Annotated in this window: 21 protein-coding genes; 11 read left to right on the forward strand and 10 right to left on the reverse strand. The window is 53.0% G+C overall.

The genetic code is table 11. The features are described 5' to 3' along the window. The first annotated feature begins 40 nt into the window (after positions 1-40). The 8 genes from ACP9M6_RS06950 (at position 41) to ACP9M6_RS06985 (ending at position 7,883) form a co-directional block, all read left to right on the forward strand. Complete coding sequence (locus ACP9M6_RS06950) at positions 41-2,113, forward strand: M13 family metallopeptidase (RefSeq protein ID WP_427454693.1); 2,073 nt, start codon at positions 41-43, stop codon at positions 2,111-2,113. 75 nt (positions 2,114-2,188) lie between these two features. Beyond that, complete coding sequence (locus ACP9M6_RS06955; protein WP_427454694.1) at positions 2,189-3,322, forward strand: helix-turn-helix transcriptional regulator; 1,134 nt, start codon at positions 2,189-2,191, stop codon at positions 3,320-3,322. Between the two features lie 78 nt (positions 3,323-3,400). Further along, entirely contained in the window at positions 3,401-4,348 is a 948-nt protein-coding gene (locus ACP9M6_RS06960) for a hypothetical protein (protein ID WP_427454695.1), read from the forward strand. Continuing rightward, positions 4,345-4,881: a S41 family peptidase gene (locus ACP9M6_RS06965; RefSeq protein ID WP_427454696.1), complete on the forward strand. Its 537-nt coding sequence runs from the start codon at positions 4,345-4,347 to the stop codon at positions 4,879-4,881. Before ACP9M6_RS06960 ends, ACP9M6_RS06965 begins: the two co-directional genes overlap by 4 nt. After that, positions 4,865-5,488, forward strand: coding sequence for an ATP-binding cassette domain-containing protein (locus ACP9M6_RS06970; protein ID WP_427454697.1), 624 nt, complete (start codon positions 4,865-4,867; stop codon positions 5,486-5,488). The genes ACP9M6_RS06965 and ACP9M6_RS06970 overlap by 17 nt, the downstream gene beginning before the upstream one ends. Before the next feature lie 4 nt (positions 5,489-5,492). Next, positions 5,493-6,866: a hypothetical protein gene (locus tag ACP9M6_RS06975; RefSeq protein WP_427454698.1), complete on the forward strand. Its 1,374-nt coding sequence runs from the start codon at positions 5,493-5,495 to the stop codon at positions 6,864-6,866. A 47-nt stretch (positions 6,867-6,913) separates the two neighbouring features. After that, a complete protein-coding gene (locus ACP9M6_RS06980) occupies positions 6,914-7,216 on the forward strand; it encodes an autorepressor SdpR family transcription factor (protein ID WP_427454699.1) in 303 nt (100 codons plus the stop codon). Then, the gene (locus ACP9M6_RS06985; protein WP_427454700.1) at positions 7,191-7,883 is read left to right on the forward strand and encodes a DUF1648 domain-containing protein; all 693 of its coding nucleotides are present in this window, start codon (positions 7,191-7,193) and stop codon (positions 7,881-7,883) included. Before ACP9M6_RS06980 ends, ACP9M6_RS06985 begins: the two co-directional genes overlap by 26 nt. Here the strand turns inward: ACP9M6_RS06985 and ACP9M6_RS06990 are convergent, their stop codons facing one another. The 4 genes from ACP9M6_RS06990 to ACP9M6_RS07005 form a co-directional block, all read right to left on the reverse strand. Next, complete coding sequence (locus tag ACP9M6_RS06990) at positions 7,884-9,518, reverse strand: GMC family oxidoreductase (RefSeq protein ID WP_427454761.1); 1,635 nt, start codon at positions 9,516-9,518, stop codon at positions 7,884-7,886. Beyond that, positions 9,515-10,969 (reverse strand): coniferyl aldehyde dehydrogenase, encoded by a 1,455-nt coding sequence (locus tag ACP9M6_RS06995; RefSeq protein ID WP_427454701.1) that lies wholly within the window; start codon positions 10,967-10,969, stop codon positions 9,515-9,517. The genes ACP9M6_RS06990 and ACP9M6_RS06995 overlap by 4 nt, the downstream gene beginning before the upstream one ends. Before the next feature lie 91 nt (positions 10,970-11,060). Continuing rightward, positions 11,061-13,601 (reverse strand): TonB-dependent receptor, encoded by a 2,541-nt coding sequence (locus tag ACP9M6_RS07000; RefSeq protein WP_427454702.1) that lies wholly within the window; start codon positions 13,599-13,601, stop codon positions 11,061-11,063. Positions 13,602-13,767: 166 nt separating this feature from the next. After that, a complete protein-coding gene (locus tag ACP9M6_RS07005; protein ID WP_427454703.1) occupies positions 13,768-14,898 on the reverse strand; it encodes a GNAT family N-acetyltransferase in 1,131 nt (376 codons plus the stop codon). Between the two features lie 98 nt (positions 14,899-14,996). On the opposite strand from ACP9M6_RS07005, the gene ACP9M6_RS07010 reads away from it, so the two are divergent. Then, positions 14,997-15,950, forward strand: a complete 954-nt coding sequence (locus ACP9M6_RS07010) for a cation diffusion facilitator family transporter (protein WP_427454704.1) — start codon at positions 14,997-14,999, stop codon at positions 15,948-15,950. On the opposite strand, the gene ACP9M6_RS07015 is transcribed toward ACP9M6_RS07010, so the two are convergent. The 5 genes from ACP9M6_RS07015 to rlmN all read right to left on the reverse strand — a co-directional run bounded on the left by ACP9M6_RS07015 (position 15,925) and on the right by rlmN (position 20,802). Then, on the reverse strand, positions 15,925-16,473 hold the full coding sequence (locus ACP9M6_RS07015; protein ID WP_427454705.1) for a TerB family tellurite resistance protein: 549 nt from the start codon (positions 16,471-16,473) through the stop codon (positions 15,925-15,927). The two genes, ACP9M6_RS07010 and ACP9M6_RS07015, sit on opposite strands and share 26 nt — an antisense overlap. 31 nt (positions 16,474-16,504) lie before the next feature. Continuing rightward, the gene (locus ACP9M6_RS07020) at positions 16,505-17,254 is read right to left on the reverse strand and encodes an extensin family protein (RefSeq protein WP_427454706.1); all 750 of its coding nucleotides are present in this window, start codon (positions 17,252-17,254) and stop codon (positions 16,505-16,507) included. After that, positions 17,239-18,057: a S1 family peptidase gene (locus ACP9M6_RS07025; protein ID WP_427454707.1), complete on the reverse strand. Its 819-nt coding sequence runs from the start codon at positions 18,055-18,057 to the stop codon at positions 17,239-17,241. The genes ACP9M6_RS07020 and ACP9M6_RS07025 overlap by 16 nt, the downstream gene beginning before the upstream one ends. 12 nt (positions 18,058-18,069) lie before the next feature. Further along, entirely contained in the window at positions 18,070-18,486 is a 417-nt protein-coding gene (locus tag ACP9M6_RS07030; RefSeq protein ID WP_427454708.1) for a DUF350 domain-containing protein, read from the reverse strand. Between the two features lie 1,152 nt (positions 18,487-19,638). Beyond that, the gene (gene rlmN / locus ACP9M6_RS07035; RefSeq protein WP_427454709.1) at positions 19,639-20,802 is read right to left on the reverse strand and encodes a 23S rRNA (adenine(2503)-C(2))-methyltransferase RlmN; all 1,164 of its coding nucleotides are present in this window, start codon (positions 20,800-20,802) and stop codon (positions 19,639-19,641) included. Positions 20,803-20,932: 130 nt separating this feature from the next. Here rlmN and ACP9M6_RS07040 point away from each other — a divergent pair, with 130 nt between their 5' ends. Next, a complete protein-coding gene (locus tag ACP9M6_RS07040; RefSeq protein WP_427454710.1) occupies positions 20,933-22,297 on the forward strand; it encodes a glutamate--cysteine ligase in 1,365 nt (454 codons plus the stop codon). Here the strand turns inward: ACP9M6_RS07040 and ACP9M6_RS07045 are convergent, their stop codons facing one another. Further along, positions 22,298-24,304 carry a TonB-dependent receptor plug domain-containing protein gene (locus tag ACP9M6_RS07045; protein WP_427454711.1) on the reverse strand — a complete coding sequence of 669 codons (2,007 nt, stop codon included), beginning with the start codon at positions 24,302-24,304 and terminating at the stop codon, positions 22,298-22,300. Positions 24,305-24,619: 315 nt separating this feature from the next. Here ACP9M6_RS07045 and ACP9M6_RS07050 point away from each other — a divergent pair, with 315 nt between their 5' ends. Further along, entirely contained in the window at positions 24,620-26,674 is a 2,055-nt protein-coding gene (locus tag ACP9M6_RS07050; RefSeq protein ID WP_427454712.1) for a peptide MFS transporter, read from the forward strand. Positions 26,675-26,745: the final 71 nt, after the last annotated feature.

The raw sequence follows: 26,745 nt of genomic DNA on the forward strand, positions 1-26,745 counted from the left end.
AAGCCGTTTACCTATTCATCAAACATAATTGAGGATTAACATGACTTTCAAATATTTCGCAGGCGTCAGTCTTGCGGCACTCGCTTTGACTTTATCCGCCTGTGGTGAAGGCACGCAGACGGACCAGAGCGCGACAAAGATGACGCAGTCCGATGCCAAGCCGATCCTGGGTACATTCGGAATTGCAACAGATCATATGGATACATCCGTTGATCCGGGAGATGACTTCTTCCGCTATGTCAACGGGTCCTGGTTGGACACCAAAGAAATTCCGGCTGATCGATCACGCTATGGTTCCTTCAGTCTCCTTGCAGATCAGGCCGAAGCCCGTGTCCGTACCATCATCGAAGATGCGGCAACATCGGAAACGCCAAGCGCTGATGAAAAACGCATCGGTGATTTCTATAATGCCTATCTGAATACAGAGACGATTGAAGCGAATGACCTGAGCCCTGTCATGGAGGATATCCGTCGCATTAAATCTGCAAAGACGCATGAAGACATCGTACGCCTCATGTCGGATCCCGCCCTCGGATTATCCGCACCTGTCGGACCATATGTCTATATCGATGCCAAACAGAACGACGAATATATTACCTACCTGACGCAGTCCGGCCTCGGACTGCCTAACCGGAATGCCTATTTCGAAAAAGGTGAAAAAGCCCGCGGTATTCGCGATGCATATGTTGACTATATGGCGGCCATGCTGGCGGAAGCGAATGTGAAAAACAATCAGGCCCGCGCGAAGCAAGTCATGAAGTTTGAAACGGCTGTTGCGGAAGGACATTGGGAGCCCGTCAAACGCCGGGACCGTGATCTGACTTACAACAAGATGACTCGTGCTGAATTGAATGAACTCGCACCGGGTATGATGTTTGATGTCATGTTCGAAGAGTTGGGACTCGGTGATCAGGCAGAAGTTATCGTCCGCGAAAAGTCCGCGGTTGAAAACGCGGCGAAAGTCTTTGCGGAAACACCTGTCGGTGTTTTGAAAGATTATCTCATTGTCAGTCTCCTCAATGAGCATTCCGCCTTTTTGCCTGCGCGGATTGATGACGCGACATTTGAATTTTACGGTAAAACGCTCCGTGGCCAGGAAGAGCAACGCCCGCGCTGGAAACGCGCCGTCTCTGCCGTAAATGGAACGCTCGGTGAAGTCGTCGGTAAAGTTTATGTCGAGAAACATTTCCCGGAAGACTCTAAGGTCAAGATGGATACGCTCGTCGAAAACCTGCGCGCCGCCTTCAAAGAAGGTATCGATGGCCTCGAATGGATGGGAGAAGATACCAAGGAAGAGGCGCAATATAAGCTTGCGAAATTTAATCCAAAAATTGGCTATCCCGATAAATGGGAAACTTATGAAGGTTTGGAAGTTAATGCGGATGATCTGATCGGCACGATACAATCCGCCCGTGTCTGGGAATGGCAGGACCAACTCTCGCAAATCGGCGGTCCGATTGATCGTGATGAGTGGGGTATGACACCGCAGACCGTCAACGCCTATTACAATTCGATCTTGAATGAGATCGTTTTCCCGGCCGCGATTTTGGATGCGCCCTTCTTTGACCCTGCCGCAGACCCGGCAGTGAATTATGGCGGCATTGGTGCCGTGATTGGTCACGAAATGGGTCATGGGTTTGACGATCAAGGACGCAAGTCTGATGGTGACGGCATCCAGCGTGACTGGTGGACTGAAGCGGATGCGGAAGCCTATGAAGCCCGCGCAGGCGCTTTGGCGGATCAATATTCTGAATTTGAACCACTACCGGGTGAATTCCTTAATGGACGTCTGGGTCTCGGTGAAAATATCGGCGACCTGACCGGCGTGACCATGGCTTATAATGCCTATAAAAAATCATTGAATGGCAAAGAAGCCCCCGAAATTGGCGGCTTCACAGGCGATCAACGTTTCTTCATGGCGTGGGCGCAGGTCTGGGCGATTAAATGGCGTGATGAAGCGCTATCCCAGCAGATAAAGAACGGCCCACATAGTCCGGGTGAATTCCGCGCGAACGGTATCGTGCGTAACGTCCAACCTTGGTATGATGCGTTTAATGTCACGCCGGAGCACGAGATGTATTTGGCGCCGGAAGATCGCGTCAAAATCTGGTAGTCTTTCGACTATCACTGGACATTCAGGCCCGTCGCGATGCCGTCGCGGCGGGTCTTTTATTTGAGGGGACGGTAGATGGACGGTTTGGTCATGAATTGGCGGTCCGCCATGATGGCTATGGCCGTCGCAGTTGTTCTGGTTTGCGGCATCATTCTGTGGTTACGGCGGACGGAACGTGCGTCTTCTTTCTATCTTGGGATCGTCCTGATTTTGGCTGGATGTTCCATGGGTCCGCAAATCATCGGATTTGCCAACGGATATGATATTTGGCCGTGGCTGACCTTCTTTCCCCTCTTCGATACGGAGCTTTGGGTTGGTCCGCTTCTCTATCTTCACGCAGATCGATTAATGCGTGGTGGACCGCTGGGTTGGCGTAAATGGCTACTCTTGCCCGGCATATTGCAGACGCTTTATTATTGCGGCGCTTTTATTTTACCCGGACTCTTCGATCATGAGGCCAAATGGGAATTCACAAGGGCAGTGCATAGTCCGTATATTATGCCGATCGAAAGTGCGCTGGCTGTCGCAATGCTGTTGTGGGCGATATTTATGATATGGCGAATGCGTCGATCCTATCTCGAATATCTGGATCAAACGCAATCCGCGGCCCGCGATTATGACCCGGTCTGGTTACGCAATTTGATTGTTGGGCTAGTGATTGCAGTTATACTATTCGGCGCATTGGAAATCATGTTCTTGATAGCAGAGCAGAATTATTATCAGGCCTTTCCGGTTCAACTTTTACTGATAGGGCTTATGGCTTGGCTCGGTTTGGATGCCGCCTGGCGTTTGACAGCTCCATTTCCAAAAATGGCACAAGCTATCAATCCACCCACTCTCGACGTACAGGACACTCAAATCGGACTGGCTGAGATGATTGATAAGAAGCTGAGAGACCAAGAATGGTTCTTGGAGTCACGCCTGTCTATTCGCGATGTTGCGAGCCGGCTGGGGTCGAATGAAAGCTACGTCTCTCGCGCAGTAAATAGTGGTCTAGGCCAGAGTTTTAACCGCTACGTAAATGGATTGCGGGTTGAATATGCCAAACGTCTAATGCGGCAAACAGAACAGCCCATTCTATCAATCGCGCTCGACAGTGGATTTAATTCCAAGGCCACATTTAATTGTGTCTTTCGAGAGATCGCGGGCCTCACCCCTCCCAATTCCGAAAGTCTCAGAACCCGTAAAAGTCCCATTTTCAGGAAATGAAGTCTCATTTTCCGTAATGGGGCGATAGGCCTGGATAGACCCGCCATGAAGGCTCCATAACCATAATGGAGTTCTAAAATGCAAAGCCTGATTAAATCCCTCATTCTGTCTTCGACAGTTTTATCCGTGTCCGTTTTGTCCGCCTCCGCGCAGGTTTTGACGGCGGAGCAGGTTGAGCGCGACGTGGCGCTCGCGCAATCCGCCTTTCAGGACATTCATCCTGGGTATGATCGATTTACACCCGCGGCAGAGATTGATGCGTCTTGGGCGGCCTTAATTACGGACGCGAAAGCCTCTGACGGAACTGATGTTAGAGACTTCTATCTGGAACTGTCTGAAACGCTAACAAAAATCCGATGCGATCATACGAAAGCCGAACTGCCTTCGAGTTTGAAAAAGTTGCGAAAGACGGAACCTGTCTATCTTCCATTACGGTGGGATATTGTCGAGGGCCGCGCAATTGTACTGGATGCACCACCCGAAAGTGGGTTGAATAAAGGCGATGAGATCCTGTCCATTAACGGGCGCACCATCGCGGAACTGCGAGAAACCCTGCACCCTTACATTCCGGTAGATGGATATAATGACCATACAAAAGATACGGGCATGAAGGCGTCTCTTGAGAATATGGGCGGGGCTGTCGACCATTTAGGCGCGCTCTTATTTAACCCTTCACCCATTGCGATGTTGGATATTGAAACAAAGTCCGGAGAGCGCAAAGCAATGAACTTGAACCGTGTAAATTTTGACGATTGGAAAGCTATCGCGATCAAGCTCGGAGCGTCAGAACTGAAAGATGCTGTAACGTATAATCGAATTGGTGATCATGCGGGCTATCTCTCAATTTCCAGCTTTGTCAATTACCGTAATCCCGTCGATCCGCACACACTCTATGATCCTATTTTTAAAATGATGGCGGCAGAAGGGCGTAACAAACTCATTTTGGATTTACGCGAAAACGGAGGGGGTCAACGGATGCTTCTCAGGCTCTCTATGCCCGTTTCATTCCTGAAAAGCGGAAGATGAAACGTGCCGCGATATTTAAAACACTCGATCATGATGCCTATACGGATTACATCACGACATGGGAAAAGCGGGCCATTAATCCAAATTCTCTGGAGTTTAAGAAAACGGAGTCCGGCGAATATTCACTGCGGTCCATATTCAGTGATGACATTAAAACCATAAAACCGGCAAAGTTCGGATTTCACGGCGAGCTTATCATGCTGACCAGTCAATCTAATTCTTCCGGCGCAACAAACTTTATGGCCTCTGTTCAAGCCGCCCGTCCGGTAACTTTGATCGGCGAGAAAACGGACGGAAATCCACTGGGGCCAACGGCAGGAACAATCTTCTTCCTGAAATTACCGGAGTCCGGGATCAGACTCCGCTTGCCGGTTATTCGATTTGAAAACAACGTTGGCGATCTGCCAAAGGGTGAAGGCTTGACGCCGTACATTCTGGCTCCGACAACAGTCACATCGGTCCGGGCGGGTAAAGATCCCGCAATGGACGCAGCGCTGAAGATAATCGGGGAAATGGATGCTGGATCTCAATAATATCGGGCAACGTTACGGAAAGAAGCAGGTGCTGTCTGACCTGACGCATCGGTTTGAGTCCGGCGTTAGCGTGATTACGGGACCGAGCGGAGTGGGGAAGACAACCTTGCTCCGCCTCTGCGCTAGCGCGGAACGGCCTTCACAGGGCGAAGTGCGTTGGTGCGGTGAAGTCCTCTCACGGACGCCTCGAGCCTTTCGGGCCGGGCTGGGTTATGCACCGCAGAGGATTGACTTCCCGGAAGATATTACTGGGATGGACTTCCTTCTGCACATGGCTGCGCTGAAGAAGATCGGCTTGCGCGAGGCTAAATCACAAGGTCGAGCCTTGCTTGATCGTCTCGGACTGGGACGGGATGCTGATGGTCGGATTCGGACCTATTCCGGTGGCATGCGCCGCCGCCTCGGTTTGGCGCAGGCTTTTCTCGGCGCGCCAGACATTTTGATCCTCGATGAACCTACGGCCGAACTCGACCCGCAGACGGCCGGTCACGTGAATGATCTCATTTTTGAAAAGGACGCGATTGTTTTGATGACAACCCATCTGGCTGAAAGCCTATCGGGGCGTAGCTTCGCGACGCTCAATATTCCAATGGCGCAAGCGGATTAGGCCCGTGACCCTCTTTTTCGAAAGTCTTGCGACCTACACACGCATTCAGCTGTCTCGGCACTTGCGTAGTCCAGCCATTTGGATTTTGGCGCTCGCGGCTCCAATTGCGGCGCGGTTCATGTTGCCGGAACAGGGCGGCGACTATTCGATTATGTCGATTAATTCGGCCTATCTGGCGCTGGATCCCGCGACAATTGGATTGCAGCTCGGCGTGATTATGGCGGTTATTCTCACGCCGTTGGCTTATATTTTTCTGCGCGCTGGCCCAACCCGACGTCAGCCTTGGCAGGCAGACGACCTAACGCCCGCTCGACGGACAGCGCAAATGTTGGGCCATTGGATTGCTGATACTGTGTCCTTGTGGGTCCTCATGCTCGTCCTGGGGTTAGCGGGTGTCGTGATCTCGCTTTTCCGATTACCGCTTTCAGATGTCAGACCCATTGTGACATTGCTCTGCCTATGCCTGATTGCGGCTCCCGCGCTCGCTGTTATTGCGGGATTGCGTACGATTTTCTCAACTCGCAGAGGATTGCGCGGGGCAGGCGGTGACGTCCTGTTCTTTTTTGTGTGGCTGGCTCTTCTCCTTCTATCTTCGGCGTTTTTTGCGACAGGATCCGCGCCGCCCATTCTTGATGTCTTCGGGTTCGCCGCGCCTTTGGCCGGAACCACGACTGAGCGGATTGAGTCGCTCGTTATTTTTGGTCCGGCTTCTTCCGGTGACGTCTTATCACTCGATGCTTGGTCCGGCGTGATGTCGGGGGACTACCTCTTTTCCCGCCTGTTTTGGTTGGTCAGTGTGGGGGTGCTTGTTGCACTATTTGCGCAAATCTATGCGCCGCATAAGTTTAAAGCGCTGCGTCCGGAGATCGTCACGACAGGGCCCCCTTCCTTTTCGAAAGAGCCTGTGCCTCTTGCTTCTGCAAACGGGTCGCTGATTTCACTCTTCCTCTCTGAGATCCAGTTGGTCCTGCGACCCAGAATCATGATCCCGGTCCTTCTCATTGTCGCGGCCGCTGGAGTTGTACTGCCTTTCCGTGGCATGGTCGGCCCAGCGCTAGCGCTGCTTCTCACCTTTCCGTTTAGCCAACAGGCCGCGCGTTGGCGGGGCATGGAGATGTCGAAACTCTCCGCGCTGACACCGCTGGGAAGTTCTGCCGTTTTTGTCCGCCTTGTCGCAATGGTCGTCCTGTCAACGGCCCTGTGCCTGCCATCGCTCGTGAATATCACCGCGAGCGGAGCGACAGATCAGATGTTGGACATCGTTGCCATCGGCCTAGGCTTGCCTCTGTTATTGACGGCCCTCGGATATTTGACCCGGTCTGCGGTAACGGGGCGGTTGATCGCCCTCATTCTCTGGTACGGGTATTTAAATATATAAGATTTTATGCGCTTGATTCTATTTCGTGTTTTCGCTAATTAGCGAATATGCGAAATGGAATTTTCAAAGCCCTGAGCCATCCCACACGTCGCCAACTCTTGGAATTGCTGCGCCATACATCCCGGTCGGCAGGTGATCTCGCGGATCAATTCGATATCAGTTGGCCGACCTTGAGCCGTCATCTGTCAGTCCTGAAAGAGGCGGATCTCGTCTCCTCTGAGAGGCGCGGGAACTCCTTGATTTATTCCATTAATACGAGCGTGATTGAGGATGCCGCCAGCGCCTTGCTCGACCTTGCAAATGTACAATGTAGGGAGAGCGAAGATGTTACGTACCGGACTAAAGGTTAGTGTTCTCGCGATCATCGTAATGATCGCGATTAGCCTTTTCGCCTATTATCAATTACCCGCAGGTGAGTCCTTCCCGATTCACTTCAATGCCAAAGGCGAACCCGATGGATATGGAACACGAAGTGACCTCATTATAATTTTTATCATTTTCATTCTGACCTCTGTTTTCACCTTTGGCCTACTCGCAGCCCTTCCAAAGTTGATGCCGGAAGATTCAGGCTTGGAAAAATCCGCCAAGGCTTATGTGGCCATCTGGATTGGCGTTGCTGTCTTCATGTGTGTCATTCTCGCGGGTGTTGCCTTTACTTTGGTAGAGGCGTCCAAAGGCGTCCTCACGATTGATCCCATCTTTAGGGTGGTCACCGCCGCCCTTGCGGGATTAATGCTCATAATGGGGAACTACTTTCCGAAAATTCAGCCTAATGCGGGCGGGATGTTTGGGTTCAATACGGCTTGGACCTTGAAATCTGTGACGAGTTGGACGCGAACACACCGCCGGATGGGTGGCCTATATGCCATTGCGGGCATATTCAGCCTTGTTGCGGCTTTCACGCTCCCTGCGCTTTGGGGAGTCGCAATCGTCGTGACGCTCCTCCTAGGTGTTACCGCCTATGGCGCGCTTTACAGTTATCAAGTTTGGAAAGGTGCGGAAGATAAGATCGACTAATTACTCGGCGGCTTCCAAACTTGCCTGTGACGCCCAGTCTTCTTTAATCATGTCCGCCGCCTTTTCGGCAATCATGATAGTAGGGGCGTTTGTATTACCGGAAATGACTTGCGGCATGATGGAAGCGTCGATGACGCGCAGGCCTTCCAGCCCGTGAACCCGCAAGCGGGCATCCACAACGGCCATGACGTCCACCCCCATTTTGCAAGTCCCGACGGGATGATAAACCGTGTCCGCGCGGGCGATAATATCCGCACGGAGGTCGGCTTCACTCTCAGCTTCCGTTCCGTAAAGTGGCTCTCCGCGTATCTCATCCATTGCGGGGGACCGCATGATTTGCTGTGTGAGGCGTGAGGCTTGGTAGAGCTTCTCGACATCATCGGGATGGGTCAGGAAGGCCGGATCAATGGCCGGAGCGTCCGTTGGATCATTGGAATTTAGCGTGACTGTGCCCCGGCTCTTCGGGCGCAGGAGACAGACATGCGTAGAAAATCCGTGACCCCAATGCAGCTTTCGCCCGTGGTCATCCACAATGGCAATCACGAAGTGAAGCTGTATGTCGGGAGAGGGCTCTTCTCGATCAATATAGAGAAACGCCCCACTTTCCGCGAGGTTGGAAGACAGCAGACCTTTGCCGTGTTTCTTATAATTAAAAAACTCTTTGACCATGTTGAAAGATCCCGGAATGGAAAATCCAACTGTCTCTTTATGCATGCCTTTCCGCTTGCCCTTATAGGCGGCGATCCAATCGATGTGGTCGTGAAGGTTTTCGCCAACACCGGGTAGGTCATGGACTTGCGCAATCCCATGCGGGGTCAATTTATCTTCTGCCCCAATGCCGGAAAGTAGCAGCAGATGAGGGGATCCAAAAGCGCCCGCAGAGACGATGACGTCCCGCTTTGCCGTGAGTTCAAGGGTCTCTTTTTTTTGCTGCAATCGCACACCTATGGCGCGACCATTTTTCACCAATATCTTTTCAGCCAAAACCTCCGTCATAACATGTAAGTTCGGACGACCTTCTGCCGCTTCGAGATAGGCTTTTGCTGTGGACCAACGGACGCCGTTCTTCTGTGTGACGTCGTAATAGCCGTGACCTAATTGTGTCGCGCTGTTGAAATCATCATTGGCGGGTATTTGTAATTCGTCGCAAGCGATCAGGAAGTTCTCATTGATGGGTGAGTTTTCGCGCCGCTCAACGCGAAGCGGACCTCCTGTCGCGTGGAATTCATCCGCGCCACGGTCCCGGTCCTCGGCCTTTTTAAAATAGGGGAGGACGTCGTCATAGGACCAACCCGCATTGCCGAGTGCGGCCCAATTATCATAATCCGCTTTGTGTCCGCGAATATAAATCATCGCATTTGTGCCGGATGATCCGCCGAGGACTTTCCCGCGCGGTTGATAGCCGCGACGACCGCCAAGGCCTTCTTGCGGGACGGTCTCAAAACCCCAATTGCGTTTCTTTGTGACCATATTCACGAGGCTGACCCCCGGCGTCGACACACTCCAATGTTTGTGTGTCGGGCCTGCCTCGATCAGGCAGACCGTGACATCGGCGTCTTCGGTCAGGCGATTGGCGAGCGTGCAGCCTGCACTGCCTGCGCCGACGATAATAAAATCAAATTCAGTCTTCATCAGAGGAACTTCTTCATCAATCCCAGCATTTTATGGGTCTTCTCCGTATAGGGCGGGAAGAGGTTTTTGCCTTGGCTGAATTTGGATTGGATGAAAACGCCCTTCATATGAGAGAAGGATTTGAACCCGTGTTCGCCGTGATAAGCGCCCATGCCGGACGGACCGACGCCGCCAAAGGGAATGTCTTCCTGTACAACATGCCAAGCGGTCTCGTTGATGGACACACCGCCGGAAATTGACTGGCTTAGGACTTTATCGCGTTTCGCTTTGTCCTCACCGAACCAATATAGGGCCAATGGACGTTCACCTTGCTGAACCGTTTCCAGCGCATCATCGAGCGTTTCAGAGGCGACAACGGGGAGGAGGGGGCCGAAGATTTCTTCCTGCATAATTTTCATATCAGGTGTCGTGTCGGTCACAACGGTGAGGGGAACGCGTCGTTCTTTGGCGAGTTGTTGCTTATCATCATCGCCTGCCGTTTGGATTTTTGCACCTTTATTTTCCGCATCTTCCAGAAGGTCCTGCAACCGCGCATAATGGGCGTCCGCGATGATTGACGTGTAATCATCATTCCCTGCAACGGTCGGATAAAACTCCTCCGCTTTTTTGATAAGTGCTTCGGAGAAAGCATTGATATTGGCTTGCGGCATCAGGACGTAATCCGGCGCGACACACGTCTGTCCCGCATTCAGCAGTTTACCATTCGCAATACGGCCAATGGCAATATCCATGTTTGCGCTGTCATCAATAATCGTCGGAGATTTTCCGCCGAGTTCCAATGTGACGGGAACGAGGTTTTCGCCAGCGGCTTTGCCGACGATACGTCCGACACTGGTGGAACCGGTAAAGACGAGATGGTCAAATTTTAGGGAAGAGAAGGCAGAGGCGACATCGACACCGCCCGTTGCGACGAAAACTTCGTCATCGGTGAATCCCTTGGCCAGAACCTCTTTCAAGAGCTGGCTCATACGCGGTGTATATTCGCTGGGCTTTATCATCGCGCGATTGCCCGCGCCGAGTGCACCGATGAGCGGCATGATTGCGAGTTGGAGCGGATAATTCCAAGGGCTGATAATCCCGATCACGCCGAGCGGCTGCGGGATGATAACATTCTTTGCGGGTTTATATTGCAGCGCGACGGGGGCTTTGCGCGACTTCATCCATTTGGGTGTGTGCTTCAGGGCATGAGAAATACCGCCTTTTATGACGAGAATTTCCGCGATGATGGTTTCTTCCACAGCGCGATTTCCGAAATCCGCGCTTATGGCGGCGGCGAACTCGGCCTCATGCCCGAGGATGAGATCGCGCAGTGTTTCCAATTTTGCCTTGCGCGATGTCCAATCGGGATTTGGCTGGGCGTTAAACGCTTTGCGCTGCGCCGCCAGAACTGTGTTGAGCTCAGACGGTTTCGTCGTTTCCGATGCGCCGGGTTTGTCTGGATTAATGCGGACCATTTTAGTCTCCCCTGATATTATTTTTATCACTTATAACGAAAAAAGCGCGGGCCGTAACCCGCGCCTTTGTTAAGCTGTTATGCAGGAACCTTTAGAAGTTCCGGCGCACAGTCACACCATACATGCGCGGCTCTTGGATAAAGGCCGAACGCGATCCTGAGCGGAAGACGGTGTTGAATGTCACACCGCGTGTGACTTCATTGGTCAGGTTCGTCGCCCAGAATTCCAACGCGTAGAGATCATCCGCATCCGTGAAACCGAGACGCGCATTAATCTTCGTATTGCTGGGTTGGATATCGAACGGGACATCACCAGCTGCGGCAACAGCCGCGTCAAGGCTGCCCGCCGCTGCAATCGCGTCCGCACTTGGCACAGTTTGCGCCTGTGTTGATGTCCGGCGAGAGCTTTCATGGCGAAGCTGGGCATTGACGAAGAAGTCAATCTTGTCCGTTATGCTGCCTTCATAACTGGCCCCCAAAATGCCGACCGTTTCCGGAGCGTTTGTGAGAGGGTTACCACAGAGCGTCGCTGTGTTGGGGACGGGGTTGTCGCCTGCGCAATCATCCGGATAGCTGGCATCCAGAAGGGTCAGACCACCATTCAGTGTCAAACCATCAACCGGATTGATGACCGTTTCGATCTCAATACCGTCTGAATTGGCTTTTGGTACGTTGAAGGTCGTAAACTGCGCACCCGTGAATTCCAGAACCTGGAAGTCCGTGAAGTCCTGCATGAAGGCCGCGACATTCAATGTCATGCGGTTATCAAACAGACGCGATTTCAGACCGATTTCGTAGGAATCGACTTCTTCCGAGTCGAACCTTGGATCCGCACCACCGGACGCAGCCGTGGAGTCGAGGTTGAAGCCACCGGATTTATAGCCATGCGTAAAGCTGGCATAAGTCGAAATGGACGGTGTGAATTCATAACCGACTTTGGCTGTGTAAATCAGCTCTTCATCTTTGAACTCATCATCAAATGTGCGGGGCAGCGGGAAGACCGCGGCCGCTGGCAAATCAGCCGGTGCGAGGAAGGCCAAGCAACCCAGACCAAAGACATTCGTCGAGAGAGCCGCCGGAACAGCGCCCGTGCCCAGAGCGCCAAGTGTCGCCGGGCAGATGTCGTTATTAACGTTCGCCTGTGCAAAACTGCCATCTTTGCTCTCGTCGGAATATCGCAAGCCCAATGTTAGGGAGAGCGCGTCCGTTACGGCGAATGTATTATTGGTGAAGACGGAGAAACTTTTGCTGTCCTGATTATAGAGCTGTGAGATAGACGTGCCTGCTGGATCAACGCCTGTGAAGACAGTCAGCGGGTTAGCCCCCAAAGCCCCTGCCGTTGGACCAAAGAAGAGTGCGCCAACGAGCTCGCCGTAATCTTCTCCCAATCGGAAATTGACTTGCTGATCAATTTCTTCTTCGGAGTAGTAGGCCCCGACAAGCCAATCGAGACGGCCATCCATCGCATCGCCCTGAACGCGCAGTTCATGCGTCATTGTATCGATTTCAACCGGGCTATCATTCACAACATCGAAAACATCAAGACCGGAAAAGTCTGAATCATATTCTTCGGTTGCGTTATAATTCCGAAGCGAACCGATATAGATAATGTCGGCATTATCCGTGATCGGATACTCCAACTCCGCGATAAAGCCGAGCTGGTCACTGCTGGGGTTCGGGACAAAACTTGCACCTGCAATCAGGTTATCGACAGCATCCTGCGCGAGGTCATCGTCATTCGCACTGACGGCAACATCCGGTCCGACCATGCCGCCACGTGCACCGAGGCCCACAAGCGGAAAGAGTCCGGCTGTCTCAACAGGGGATTGCTGGACTTCCAATGCGGCACCAACCGCGGCATCGCTTTCGGAATAATCGACGAGCAGACGACCCTTGAAACCACTATCTGCTTCCCAACCAACTTGGCCGCGAAGCAAGAGTTGATCAAGCTCATTGGAATTACCGAGCTTATTGCCGTCTCGATCAAACAGGCGGACATAGCCACGGCGATTGCGCGTTGCTCCGGTCAAGCGGACAGCAACCTTATCTTCCACAACAGGAATATTCACTGCACCCTGCAGGCTCGTATGCTCGAAACTGCCATAGGTCGCGTTCACGAATCCGCCGACTTCAGACAGGTCAGGTCGCTTATTCTCAATCTTCAACGCACCGGCAGAGGTGTTACGTCCAAAGAGCGTGCCTTGTGGGCCGCGAAGAACTTCGACATTTTCGACATCGACAAATTCGCCCAGCGCGATACCCGGGCGGGATTGGTAGGCCCCGTCGATGAAGACACCGACAGCGGATTCAAAGCCGATATTGTTGGAGGTGGTACCAACGCCGCGAATACGCAGCACGACTGTACCGGACGCTGTCTGGGCTTGGGACGCTGCGAAACTTGGTGCGACAATGGCGAGGTTCTGGATATTGACGACGCCGTTATCTTCCAGTGTTTCCGGTGAGAGGACCGTCACCGCAATCGGGACGTCCTGCAAATCTTGCGGTCGGCGTGTGGCCGACGAAATGACGATATCTTCCGAGAACGACGTGTCGTCTTGTGCCATGGCCGCCGGAGCTGACACCAAGGCGGATGTGGTCAGGAGCGCGAGAGCCGCGCCTGTTGCTTTTTTCATGTTACTCTCCCCGAGCGATGTGTTCCCAAGTCGGGTTTTCCCGATCATGGAGTCCGAATTTTGATTTCGGTTAGAGCCACGTTTTGCTATTTTCCTTGAACAATCAAGGGGGAGAGCGAATTTTTTTCAATTTTGTGACAGGGAGGTCAGGCCTTGCTCAGACGTGTTAATGCCGGATAGCCAGCTTAAAAGCCGCCAACATGTGGCGTGTGCGTCCTGCCACGCCGTCTTCGCAGGCTGCGATTTGGCTGTAACGACGACGCAGCTTTCCAGGGGCATCGCGTAGGGCTGTCTCGCCCCAACGTTCTGTCGCCGCATAAACGCGTGACAATCGGCCGGCTGCGCCCTCAATCGGCACAAATCCGGCGATCACGGTCTTAGACTGTGTGGCGTAATGTCGTTTATAGCCCTCTAGTCCCGCACCTAGATCAATCCGGCCATAGCCCGTTTCCGGCGTCGCCTCGATTAAACCCTCCATGAGCTGAATTCCGGGTCCGTATTCCGACAGGGCATCATCATAAGCGACCATCCAGCTATGGAAAGTATGACCATCCGATAGACCCAGATCTATCGCGGCGAGACGGTCCCCGAAATAGAGCGCGTGCATGTCACAGCGCAAAGCCGCATTCCGTCCCCGCTCCCAGAGATCGCGGATCAGGCTCTGCGTCCAATCGGCCGAAAGGACGTCATATTTTCCTGTCTGTGAGAATTTTGCCCGCTTCCAGTCGAGAAGCGTTTGGTAAACATCAATGTTCCGGCTGAAGAGTTCGACACGGGGCTCGCCGATTTCCTCTGTCGCCTTGCGTACGCGTCGACGATTTGATTTTAGATGTCGGCGATAGGACCCGTCTTTCGTCGCGCGCCAATCCTCAGCCGTTGTCTTGATTTCAAGAGCGGCGGTTTCCTCGCGGGAGAGGATTTGTGTCGGGCCTAGCTTGGCGGGGTCAACGGCATGGCTAAAATGAAGCGCACCAATGCCTGTTCCTGCCAAAGCCTGTTTATAGGTAAGGTTCGGGTCAGGCGTGATTAACCCATGATAATCGCTCATTGGCGCGCCAACGGGACGGGCGAAGCGCTGACCTTGAATAGGAAGGAACGCAATCGGTTCGCCAGCCTCATTATAGACACTGACGATACGCACATCGGGGCGTAAGTCTGACAGAAGGCGCGTATAGTCCGAATGAAAATAGGGCGAAATGAGAGACGGGTTGGCCGCCCGCATCGCGGCCCAGGCATCCCAATCCGCTTGCGTCATCTCTGTGACGCGCTGAAGAATATGTCGACGGGTTCGTTTCACAGGCCTTCTCTAAATGAAATTGGCTAAAACCCTCTTAAGCCTCTGAGGATAAAATCTGACAGTCTTGACGGTTCGGTCCTCACGCCCGATAGCGGATTATGGCTGGTCACGCACATTCACATCACGGGGACGCGCATCACCCTAATGAGGGGTGTAACGGGCATGGTCATGGCCATACTCATGCACCAAAAGTGACGGAACAGAACCGCAAACGGGTTGGTCTTGCCGCCGTCCTGACGGGCCTATTCATGATTGCGGAGGTCGCAGGCGGACTGATCTCCGGTTCTCTGGCCTTGCTCGCGGATGCGGCGCACATGATGACGGATTTCGCAGCCCTCGCGATGGCCTGGGCGGCGTTCCAGATCGCCCGAAAGCCTGCCAATTCACGTTTTCCCTATGGCTATGATCGTGTCTCCATTTTGGTAGCTTTCATCAATGGTCTCACGCTTTTCGCGGTGGCGATATGGATCGTCTGGGAAGCATTTCATCGCTTCCTTTCACCGGGCAACATTCTCGCGGGACCGATGCTCTATGTTGCGATTGCGGGCCTCATGGTGAACCTCATCGTCTTCAAAATCCTGATGGGGGCGGATCAAGAGAATTTAAATATTCGCGGAGCCGTACTTCATGTTTTGGGTGATCTTCTGGGCTCAGTTGCTGCGATTGCGGCGGCGGTGATTATTCTGATGACGGGTTGGGTTGTGGCGGATCCCATCCTTTCTGTCCTCGTTGCACTCCTCATTCTCCGGTCAGCTTGGGGGCTCATCAAAGCCTCGGCTCATATTCTGTTGCAGGGTGCGCCTGATAATTCAGAGCAGATCGAAACAGATTTATCATCAAATATTCGGGGCCTCCATGAAGTTTCCCGACTGCGGATATGGTCGATGACGAATGATTGTGTCGTTGTAACGATGTCTGCGACAGTCGATTCCGACAGTTCAATAGAAGATATAAAACACGCGATTCGAAACAGACTTTCCGAACAATTTAATATTCAGGACGCCACGCTCGACCTGACAAAACGCCCTAGTTCAAATCAAACGGTTCCTTGAACCGCCTCAAAAACTCGACCTGTTCAACATTCGGACCATCCCCATCAGCGCCCGCGATTTGTGCCAACATGTCCGCCAAGTCACTCGCGTCATCTTTACTCACTGCGTCCAGTAGAATTCTCGTCATCGGTTGAATGGCACTTTCGGGTAGGACGATATCATGGGTCAGGCTGTCCATCTGACGGATCATCCCGTCCGCATCATCTTCTGACAATTGCATATTTGTGCGCAATAAAGTCTCCATCAACTCGCGCTCCTTTGGTTCCATCCGGCGTGTATCGCCTGAGCGTGCCATCATAATCATGAGGACAGTTGCGGCCTCTGTCGGAAATTCGACGAGGTCAAATCCCTTACGATTATGCGCTTTTTTGAACCGTCTCTGACGCGGGAGGTTTTTGGCATGAACCGCCGCACCGTGAATCGTATTGGCCGCATCGCCAATATTCTTACGATTGGCCGACAGGCGCATGGCCCAAAACAGGCCCGTGCCGATAATGCCGAGAAGGATAGCTAAAATATGCATATCTGATGTTTAAACCTTTTGTCTTAAAATTCTATCGACAGGCCGAACTCGGTCCCATGTCCAGGTGGAAATGATCTGCATGGGAGGCATTGTAATCGGGTGAGAGCGTCACGCGGAATAATTCGCAGGCCGCTTTACGGGCCTCGCGCAAAAAATTGGCCTGCTTTCGGTCACCGTTCCAGCCGGTCAAGACACGGATGAGCGTGCCGTCTTCCAGTTCAAAGGCACCGACATCCCAGGCATTGGCAAAAGCATGTTCGGACCACTTTCCCGACCCGTTCCCGCGTTGCCGCCGACAGGAATAAGTCCCCATATGGTGGATTTTCGCCAGGGGTTGGTCGAAGTGTTTTTGCGCCAAATCGTTCACCTCCCGCTGCCAGAGGAAAACGGCGACCGAGAGCGGGCATTGCATGTTGCTCTCACCCGGCGCGAAATCCACATCTTCGGTTCCGTAGACAACCCGTGCGACATCCCAGCCGCAAATATCAGCACCCGCACCTGTGGTCGGCCTTTTCGGGTCGGCGGGGATTGTTTCATATCCGACCGTATCGCGAGCAAGGTCCATGCAGGTTTTCGAAGGCGAGAGGCTCATGCGCAGGAGTTGTTGTTTTGTCGACCAGCCGATGGGGCGCGAGGTGTCGAGCGATTTCCACGGCAGGTGCTGACCCGGAACATATTTATTCGTCGCCCAAAACAGGCAGCCGAGTAATCCCAGAAAAAGAAGCGTGATGAACCACCTCCAAATCCGTTCGCCCCGACTGCGTTTTAATCGACGAGACATATGACCTTTGCCACACGACGGTCACGCCGGAGACGGTCCGCGGATTGCCCGTAAGTCTCCAGCGAGAGGGGTTCCACGCCGTCGCCGGGCTCCGTGATAATGCCGCGCAAATATCGCGGCGCGACGGAATAGATGCGGCCTCGACGTGGCGCCTCGGCGGAGACGACTCCAATAATTTCGCCGTCTTTATCCAAGACGGGCGCACCGGACATTCCGCCCAGCGAGCCAAATAATCCGCGCGACCGGCCCAGTTCTGACCAGGCCAAAATGGCTTCATCATTCGTGTAACGTCCCCGGACTTTCATCCGGTTGCGCGCGATGAGGGACCCGACGACTTCGCCCGGTTCCCCCTGCGGGTAGCCGAAGAAATATCCGATCTCGCCGATTTGGCGCGCCGAGTCCAAATCCGCAGGCAGAGCGCGTCGCGTCCATTTGGATTGTAGGACGGCAAGGTCAGAGTTTTGAATGACTTGGTATTCAACAGGAATAAATCGCCCCAACCCGACGCGCAGTCCCACCGTTTCACAACTATCAACAACATGGCGGGCCGTGAGCCATAACCCTTCCTCATTAATCGCAAAGGCGGTTCCCGTGCCGGATTGAGCCGGTGCAGCGTCGACCAGAATGATTTCGTCTAAAGGCGATTCACTGGGCAGGAGTGGGCCCAATTCGGGCGATGTCGGCGGTTCCGGAATGATGACATCTTCCTCGACGCCGTAAGCGGTCCAAATAAAAATGGCTAGCGCCAGACCATAGACAATCCAGTCAGGAAACCGCCGTTTCTTTTTCGCGCGATAGGCCATCGGCGCGCGGGTTTAACCTGCAATCGCAAAGGCGAGGATGAGGGAGCCGGCCAGTTTAAAGGCGGCCAAGACCATGGTCGGTCCGGTCTCGTCCCGTTCAATCCGTTCAGGCATGCCGCGGAAAATAATGAAGTCGGTTATGCGAAAGAGGAAGAGTTGAAGAATGACCGAAAACAACGCCCATATTCCGACATCATAGAGAGAGAACTTATTAATGAGGCAGGCCGCAATGGGCAGGGCGAGGCTGATGATTAGTGCTGAGAAATGAATGGCCGCTGCCATATTGCCGTCCTGGACCAGCTCAATCTCCTTATGCGGCGTTAGCCAGACATAGGCAAAGATACCGGCCACATAGATGACGGCCACCATCACGAGATAGAAAATTAGATAAGGGAAGCCTGCGGCGAGGCTCTCAAATGCTGGCTGCATTGCGGGGTCCATAAATCTGTCGTTGTGCCCATGATTTCCGTCCCCCACCAACGAAAATCTCCGAAGCCTGTCTTTCAGAATTTGTGCGGGCGGTGCAAGTTTTTTGTGCGGTTGGGAGATGGAACTGACCCTGCCGTATAGGCTTGCAGTGAGGCGAAACACATATGTCACCCCGCACGTTATGTGGGGCCTGTCGTTTATATTCATTCAAGAGCTCAGTGTTCCCGGGCCATGTTGTTTGCTTGCAAACAACCGCCCGGCACCCATGCGCATTCACTCTGCGGAATAGACCGCGGCTAATCGGGAACACTGGACGATAGATTCGCCTGCCTCAGAACCATTTGGTTCCTGTATCTCTTATCTTGTTTCCGTTTCGCTTCGTTTACTCTCGAATAAAACGGGATGTCCGCGTGGTCGTCTGGGTTCTGGTCGCAAACCAGATTATAAGCTAAGTTTTCGAACCCCAACGGGCCCACGCGGCGGCGCCTTTTTGCACTAACGGCCGAACCATTCAGTCGGGGAACGATCAGCTCTCGTTAGGCCACCCAAGCAACCGGGACATTACACCCTTCGCTCCAATGACAAGCACCGCTTCTTTCCGGTCCGTGCATTTCTGTTTTTTTAATAAAAGCGTCGAAAAATGGGTAAGCTTCACCAAATTTTCGACACCTCATCAAACAGAATTGCACTGGTCAATGTGCACCTGACCGCCCTGTGAAAGAAGACACCTTAAAGATTGCACAGGTCGAAAGGGGTGTGGACGCAGTTTTTGAAATAAATCTCAATCCCCGTTTATGAGCCTGTCCCCGGCGCAGGCCGGGGTCTCCATCATAATTCAGAGGACGCTAATTTGAGCAGACATTACAATCACCTAAGGAGGCCCCGGCCTGCGCCGAGGACAGGCGAGATTGTTGGAATTTTATTTTCTCAATCCACGCTTTCAAAATCGCCATTACCGAGGATTATCTTTTCAGTGCCCCCAAAAACCAACTGTCACCCCACACGTGATGCGGGGCCTGTCGTTTGCAGACCTCAGGTTTGAGAGAGCAGTCGTTAGGTCCCGCATCTCCACTGCGTTGCGTGCGGGATAACAAATGTTATTGTCTCTGACCTGCATAATTCCGGAACTATCCAAAGCCGAAAATAAAACGCTTACCCCGCCGCCGCTGCTTTCGCCTCTTTGCGCAATACACTCGCGCGTTTCTTCTCGCTGTCGCTCTTCAATTGCCCACAGGCCGCGAAAATATCCTGTCCGCGGGTTTTGCGGATGGGGCTGGCATAACCTGCGGCGTTTACCATGTCGGAGAAGGTCTTGATCGTTTCCATGTCGGAACATTCGTAGTCCGTGCCGGGCCACGGGTTGAACGGGATCAGGTTCACTTTGGCGGGAATGCCTCGCAGTAATTTGATGAGTTGTTTGGCATGCCAGGGTTGATCATTAATCCCTTTCAGCATGACATATTCGAAGGTAATCCGGCGGGAATTGGACAGGCCCGGATAATCACGACAGGCCTGCATCAGCTCTTTCAGCGGATATTTCTTATTGATCGGCATGATCTGACTGCGGAGTTCATCATTGGCCGCGTGGAGCGAGATGGCGAGTTGAGCGGAGGTGCGTTCGCCCATCGGGCCAATTTCCGGGACAACGCCGGAGGTGCTGACCGTAATCCGTCGGCGACCAATGCCGAGGCCTTCGGGATCGCAAATCGTGTCCAGCGCATCACCGACCTTCTCAGTATTATAAAGTGGCTCGCCCATGCCCATAAAGACGATATTAGTCAGCTTGCGGTTCTCCTGCGTCGTCGGCCATTCGCCGAGGTCGTCCCGCGCAATGATGACTTGCAACACGATTTCACGCGCCGTCAGATTACGCACGAGTCGTTGCGTCCCCGTATGGCAGAAGGTGCAGGTGAGGGTGCAGCCGACCTGGCTGGACACGCAGAGCGCACCGGTTTTGGACACATCGGGAATAAAGACGCTCTCGACCTCGACACCCGGCGACATGCGGATGAGATATTTACGCGTGCCGTCGACGGAGATGAGCCGTTCGACAATCTCCGGTCGGTCCAAGGTGAACCCGGCTTCCAGTTTCGCCCGTAAGGGTTTGCCGACATTTGTCATCTGGTCAAATGAAGTGACGCCGTAATTATAGATCCAGTGGAAAATCTGCTTCGTCCGCATCCGGACTTTTTTCGGTTCAATGCCAATGCGCTCTAACTCCGCCGCGATTTCCTTGCGGCCAAGCCCAACCAACGCAACGCGTGGATCAACTGGTGCGGGGGCGGGGGCGTTATCAATGAGGGTCGTGCTGGACATGGCGCGGCCTCTATCACGCGCGAGTGAAACCGCAAAGTCGCGAGTTCAGGCTGCGCAACTCACAAATTCGTTGATTGGGATTAGAGTTTTCCAACTTGCCGCGTCAGCCTGTCGCGATTAAACGCGGCCTATGTCAGGTCCTTCCGCTCCCAATGCTCAACCCATCACGTCAAAGGCGCAGATGGTTGATTATCTCGCCTCCGGGTCTAAACCGAAGGATGAATGGCGAGTCGGCACAGAGCATGAGAAGATTGGCTTTTGTAACGCCAAGAAGCTGCCGCTGCCCTATGACGGGCCCTGTTCGATTAAGGCCATGCTGGAAGGTTTGCAGCGATACGACTGGCAGCCTGTTGAAGAAGACGGCAATCTCATTGCGTTAAAACGCGACGGCGCGTCTGTGTCTTTGGAGCCGGGTGGACAGTTGGAGCTGTCCGGTGCGCCGCTGGAACATATCCACCAAACCTGCGCGGAGGTCTCGCGCCACCTGCGCGAAGTCCGCGAAGTCGCCGATGAAATCGGGGCCGGGTTCCTGTCACTCGGTTTCCGGCCGGACACAAAACTGGAAGATGTCCCCGTCATGCCCAAGGGTCGCTATAAAATCATGCGCGACTATATGCAGAAGGTCGGGACAATGGGGCGCGAGATGATGTTCCGGACCTGCACCGTTCAAGCCAATCTGGATTTCGGCTCAGAGGCCGATATGGTCAAGAAATTCCGGGTCTCACTGGCGCTGCAACCGATTGGGACGGCGCTCTTTGCGAATTCACCTTTTACCGACGGTAAGCTGAATGGCTATAAGTCCTTCCGCTCGCGTATCTGGATGGATACCGACGCCGACCGAACAGGTATGTTGCCTTTTGTCTTTGATGAGGGCTTCGGCTTTGAGCAATATGTCGATTACGCCCTGAAAGTGCCGATGTATTTCGTCTATCGCGACGGGCAATATCTGGATGCGTCGGGCAAGGATTTCCGCAAATTCCTGGACGGGACGCTGGATGTCCGTCCGGGCGAAGTCGCGACCATGAGTGATTTCGAAGACCATCTCTCCACGATTTTCCCGGAAGTCCGCCTCAAGAAATTCTTGGAGATGCGCGGGTGTGATACGGGCCATTGGGACGAGCTCTGCGCGATGCCGGCTTTCTGGACGGGGCTGCTTTATGACGGCTCAGCTTTGGATGCGGCGTGGGACCTCGTTAAGGATTGGACGACGGAAGAGCGTCAGACACTGCGGGAACAAGTGCCGACATCCGGTCTGCAAACCAAATTCCGCGATACGACCGTCAATGAGTTGGCGAAACAGGTACTCGAGATTTCCCGTAGCGGGCTGAATGCTCGCGCCAAAATGAATGCGCATGGCGAGAATGAAACCGTGTTCCTGCAGGACCTGGATGCCATGGTCGCGGCGGGCCAATCCAATGCGGATCGCCTCATCACGAAATTCAACCGCGAATGGGCGGGTGATGTGATGCGCGCCTATTCCGAGTGCATTTATTAATTAGAACGTATCTGTAAGCTCGAAAGAGATACGCTGACCACGCTGGCGTTCCGTAATCTGACGTTCAAATTGGGTGCCCGTACGAGTTGGCGTAAACCGTAATCGTTCGCGTTGCAGCCTGAAATCCGCGATATTCTGAACGCGAACCGTGAATTGCATCCCGAACAGGTCCTTGTGAATGAAGGCCAGCTCGACTTCTGGATCGAGGAAATTATTTTCCACCGTTTCGTCAATGCGGAAAGATTTGGCACTGTCAGATTGCTCCACTTCGCCCTCAATCGCGAAGGGAGAGTCGGGAATGTCATAGCGGAAACCGAGATCATATTCCCAAAGCGGCCAGTTGGAAATATTGCGGCTCGTCCCGGTAATGGGGTCATCAATTTCAGATTCCGAGAGAAAGAATTCCCCCGTCAGGCGCAGACCCTTCACGGCATCATCCAAGACCCAGGTCAGGTTCGCCTCTGCGCCATAAACCGCACCATTGGAGTCCAGATTGGACGGACCTTGCGCGCCGCCCTCAAATAAGACCTGCTCAATTGGGTCTTCCACGATGTCGTAAAAGAGTTTGAAGCGTCCGGAGAGACCTTTGGGGGCTTGTTTGATCAGTTCGGCTTCAAACTCCCATTTCTGTTCCGGCTTAACATTGCCGCCCTGTGTTTCTGTTTCTTCGGCCAGGCTGACCGTGGAAATGAAATCACCGAAATCGAGTTGGCTCACACTGCGCTCGACTTGGCCGCGTAAGGTCCAGGCGGAGTCGAGTTTGTGCGAGGCGGTGATGAAGCCTTTGGGACGGAAAAACTTACCCGAGTCGCCGTCCTCGCTGACAACATCAATGACGGAATATTCCGCGCCGAGTGAGGTTTGTAGAGTTGTGCGTGGATTGACAGCCCAACTGCGTGAAAGGTTCGTTTGAAAGCGGTCTTCCTCAACACGTACATCATCCTCGACGAGAAGGGCGTCATTCAGGGAAAAGTCTGAAACGGAGTCGAATGTGTTGATCGCGCCTTCAACGGAGAAAGCCCAATCATGTCCTTGCGAGGATTTCCATGTATATTCTCCGCGACCAATATATTCCTTGGAGACATTGTTCTGATCAAAGAGTTGGAGCGCTTGACCCGGCGCTGTATCATCAAACAGGAAAGAGCTGATAAAATCGGCATCCTCACTACGATGGAGCGCGATTAATTTCAGACGTCCGCTATTTCCTAACAGGTCTAGACCGAGATCGTAATCCCCGCCGATTTCATAATTGATTTGATCCTGCGTGACGGCGGCAACGGAAGCGCCTGTTCCGGCCGGATTGATCAGATTGACGAATTGTTCTTGGACGAGTGTGTTTCGGTTCTGTTTCCTCGCCGAGAGATTCAAATTCGCAATATGGCCGTTGTCGCGGTTCAGCGTCAGATTAAGATTGGCAAAGGGATTTTGCGTATCAAAAGAGAGACGTTCCGTGCGGTCCTGAGTTTGAAGGCCTTCACCGTCGAAAAATTGCTCGTTTCCGTTTTCGCTGAAGATGAATTGGGAATGTCCGACACTGCCAACGGCCTGAATATTTCCGCGTTTGGCAGAGAAATTCAGCCCGATATCGCCCAATTGCGGTTGGCTGCCTTCTTCAAATCGGGCTGCGGCATTCCAACTCCCCGACAGCTCACCCGACTTCGCAATGATATTGGCCACTTGTCCGGATAGGCCGGGAATATCGAGGCTCTCGCCTTTGACAATCTCAATCCGTTCAACATTGCTAGCCGGGATGCGGGACAGGATTTCATTCGCGCCGGAGGACTTGGACGAAGGGCGACGGCCATTGATAAGAATGTTGAGGCTGGCCTGCCCAAACCCGCGTTCACCGTCAGAGCTGCCGCGAATTTCAAAGCCGGGGATCTGTGCAACCATATCGGACGCGGTTTGCGGTGAGAACTGCTCAAAATATTCGGGGCTGTAGACTTCTGTCGGTGTCGCACCGTCATCTGCTGCCGTCCCCGGAGCCGTCTGAGCGGAAGCCGTCATGGGCAATGAGAAAGTACCGACGGTCGCTAACAAAGACAGAGCTAGTGCTGAAACGCCACTATTGAATAATCGAGTCAAGCCGAACCCCTTCGAAAATATAGTTAAGTGTCCCATCACTTATTCGCACCGCACTACGCCAGCAGAGGTAGAGTCTCAAGTCTTATAAGTGAGCAGAACTGTCATCAGGCTTAACAACAGGTGCAGACGCGTTGCACCGCAGGCGGCGCTGTGCCAAAGCGAAGGTTAAAGCTGTTAAACGGGTCTCGGGGAGAGACCTTTGCAGCATTCGAAACAAAGCCTTTAAAGGGGATTTTAATGGCAGAACCATCAGTCGTAACAGGCCCGCCGCCGGGAGAAAAACAATTTTTCGGTCATCCGCGCGGCCTCGTTATCTGCTTCCTGACCGAAATGTGGGAGCGATATTCCTATTACGGTATGCGTGGATTACTCCTGCTCTATCTCGTGCAACATTTCCTGTTCACAGATGGTGAAGCCAACTTCATCTATGGTGGTTACATCGCTCTAGTTTACATCATGTCGATGATCGGCGGGGTGTTATCGGATAAATATCTTGGGCAAAGAAAGGCCGTGACTTTCGGCGCTATCTTACTCGTCGCGGGCCATTTCGGTATGGCGTTTGAGGGTTCCGGTTCGGAAGAGACGCTGAGCTTCAATGGCGGGGACTATGTGATTGAGGATGTTGGCCGCGATGACCGTCGGCAGTTATTCCTCGACTATGAAGGCGAAACCCGTCGTCTTGTTTTTGATAGCACGCAATTCGCTCAGATGGAAGATGACCGCTATTCGCCAATCGGCGATGACGGCCAGGGTGATTATATCATTGAGCGTCAGAGACGCGGTCTTGTTCAAAATATCTGCGGTCTAGTGGGTCTTGGATGCGCTGGCGCTGAAAATTCAACGACGCTTGTTTTGAACGGAACCCGTTTCGAGGTAACATCAGAAACAGCGAACGCGGATAAAGAGCCTGTTTTGACACTGGCTGATGGTCGAACGCTTACAGAAAAGTCTGAAACTGACATTCTCGTTCTGGCGACTGCTACGACGGATAAAGTGCCTGATTTATCGAATGTCATAGCGACCGCCGCTGATGGTAATTATTCAACCTCAATTGAGAAACAGGCGCTCTATGTGAACATTCTGTTCTTCTCGTTGGCGCTTATTATTGCCGGAGTTGGCTTTCTTAAGCCGAATATTTCAACGATTGTTGGTGACTTATATCCTAAAGGCGATCCGCGCCGTGACGGTGGCTTCACGCTTTTTTACATGGGCATTAATTTGGGTAGTTTCCTCGCGACGTGGACGTGCGGCATTTTAGGTATCCTCTATGGTTGGGCGTGGGGTTTCGGTCTTGCGGGTGTTGGTATGCTGCTTGGCTTGCTCGTTTTCCATTTTGGCCAAAAGTGGCTGGACGGTGTTGCGAATCCGCCTTCTGTTGCAAAACTGAAAGAGAAAGCCTTTGGCCCGGTTAATATAGAATGGGCGTGTTATCTTTCTGCCGTCGGTATTGTTGTGCTTTGTATGGGGCTTCTGAAGCATGCGGAAGTCATTGGTCCGATTGCTGCAACTTTTGGTGTGCTTGTCTTTATCGGTTTCATCGTAATGTCCTTCACGCAGTTGCAGGGTAAGGCGCGAAAACGCATGTGGGCAGCGCTTTATTTTGCTGTGGCACAAATACCGTTCTGGTCTTTGTTTGAACAGGCGGGTTCATCTTTGACGCTTGTGACGAGTCGTTTGGTTGATACGACCATCTTCGGGTGGGATGTGCCGACTCCTGTTTTTCAATCGCTGAATGCAGGCTTTATATTTATCTTTGCTCCTTTTATCGCGATGATGTGGGTGGGGCTGGCCAAGCGAAAATGGGAACCTTCTACGCCCGTGAAATTCGCCCTCGGCGTATTTGGTGCCGGCCTTGGTTACCTGGTTCTTGTTGCGGGTATGAGTTCGGTTGGTCCAGCGGCCCTAACGCCCGTATTCTTTATCTTCGCAATCTACTGGGTGCATACTATGGCCGAACTCATGCTCTCGCCTGTGGGTTTGTCCGCGATGACCAAGCTAGCTCCAGCGCGGATGGTCGGTCTCTTCATGGCGGCCTGGTTTGTTTACTCCGGTTTGGGCAATGCGCTCTCGGGCGTAATCGCAGCTGCCGCTGGCGCCGAAACGGTCGGGGGACAAATTGTGGACGTCGCGGGTGCGAAGAAAAACTATATCCAAGTCTTTTCTTCAATCGGCTATATCGGCATGGGAATTGGGTTTGTAATGCTTCTCATCGCGCCGATTATCCGTCGCTGGATGGAAGAAGACGATGCTGACGTTGTAATGGTTGAGGATACGCTTGAGGGTAAAGTGTAAGTCATGCCTATTTCCGAAATAAAAAGCCCGCTCAGTTGAGCGGGCTTTTTATTTGGCGTGTTGCGGGAGTT

The organism is Litorimonas sp. WD9-15 (assembly GCF_050271975.1).
Classification (GTDB): Bacteria; Pseudomonadota; Alphaproteobacteria; order Caulobacterales; family Maricaulaceae; genus Litorimonas.

Excerpts from the sequence above, each read along its gene's own strand:
- ACP9M6_RS06950 (WP_427454693.1), top strand. The coding sequence starts at position 41 with ATGACTTTCAAATATTTCGCAGGCGTCAGTCTTGCGGCACTCGCTTTG.
- ACP9M6_RS06955 (WP_427454694.1), top strand. The coding sequence starts at position 2,189 with ATGGACGGTTTGGTCATGAATTGGCGGTCCGCCATGATGGCTATGGCC.
- ACP9M6_RS06960 (WP_427454695.1), top strand. The coding sequence starts at position 3,401 with ATGCAAAGCCTGATTAAATCCCTCATTCTGTCTTCGACAGTTTTATCC.
- ACP9M6_RS06965 (WP_427454696.1), top strand. The coding sequence starts at position 4,345 with ATGAAACGTGCCGCGATATTTAAAACACTCGATCATGATGCCTATACG.
- ACP9M6_RS06970 (WP_427454697.1), top strand. The coding sequence starts at position 4,865 with ATGCTGGATCTCAATAATATCGGGCAACGTTACGGAAAGAAGCAGGTG.
- ACP9M6_RS06980 (WP_427454699.1), top strand. The coding sequence starts at position 6,914 with ATGCGAAATGGAATTTTCAAAGCCCTGAGCCATCCCACACGTCGCCAA.
- ACP9M6_RS06985 (WP_427454700.1), top strand. The coding sequence starts at position 7,191 with ATGTTACGTACCGGACTAAAGGTTAGTGTTCTCGCGATCATCGTAATG.
- ACP9M6_RS06995 (WP_427454701.1), bottom strand. The coding sequence starts at position 10,969 with ATGGTCCGCATTAATCCAGACAAACCCGGCGCATCGGAAACGACGAAA.
- ACP9M6_RS07000 (WP_427454702.1), bottom strand. The coding sequence starts at position 13,601 with ATGAAAAAAGCAACAGGCGCGGCTCTCGCGCTCCTGACCACATCCGCC.
- ACP9M6_RS07010 (WP_427454704.1), top strand. The coding sequence starts at position 14,997 with ATGGCTGGTCACGCACATTCACATCACGGGGACGCGCATCACCCTAAT.
- ACP9M6_RS07015 (WP_427454705.1), bottom strand. The coding sequence starts at position 16,473 with ATGCATATTTTAGCTATCCTTCTCGGCATTATCGGCACGGGCCTGTTT.
- ACP9M6_RS07020 (WP_427454706.1), bottom strand. The coding sequence starts at position 17,254 with ATGTCTCGTCGATTAAAACGCAGTCGGGGCGAACGGATTTGGAGGTGG.
- ACP9M6_RS07025 (WP_427454707.1), bottom strand. The coding sequence starts at position 18,057 with ATGGCCTATCGCGCGAAAAAGAAACGGCGGTTTCCTGACTGGATTGTC.
- ACP9M6_RS07030 (WP_427454708.1), bottom strand. The coding sequence starts at position 18,486 with ATGCAGCCAGCATTTGAGAGCCTCGCCGCAGGCTTCCCTTATCTAATT.
- rlmN (WP_427454709.1), bottom strand. The coding sequence starts at position 20,802 with ATGTCCAGCACGACCCTCATTGATAACGCCCCCGCCCCCGCACCAGTT.
- ACP9M6_RS07040 (WP_427454710.1), top strand. The coding sequence starts at position 20,933 with ATGTCAGGTCCTTCCGCTCCCAATGCTCAACCCATCACGTCAAAGGCG.
- ACP9M6_RS07045 (WP_427454711.1), bottom strand. The coding sequence starts at position 24,304 with ATGACGGCTTCCGCTCAGACGGCTCCGGGGACGGCAGCAGATGACGGT.
- ACP9M6_RS07050 (WP_427454712.1), top strand. The coding sequence starts at position 24,620 with ATGGCAGAACCATCAGTCGTAACAGGCCCGCCGCCGGGAGAAAAACAA.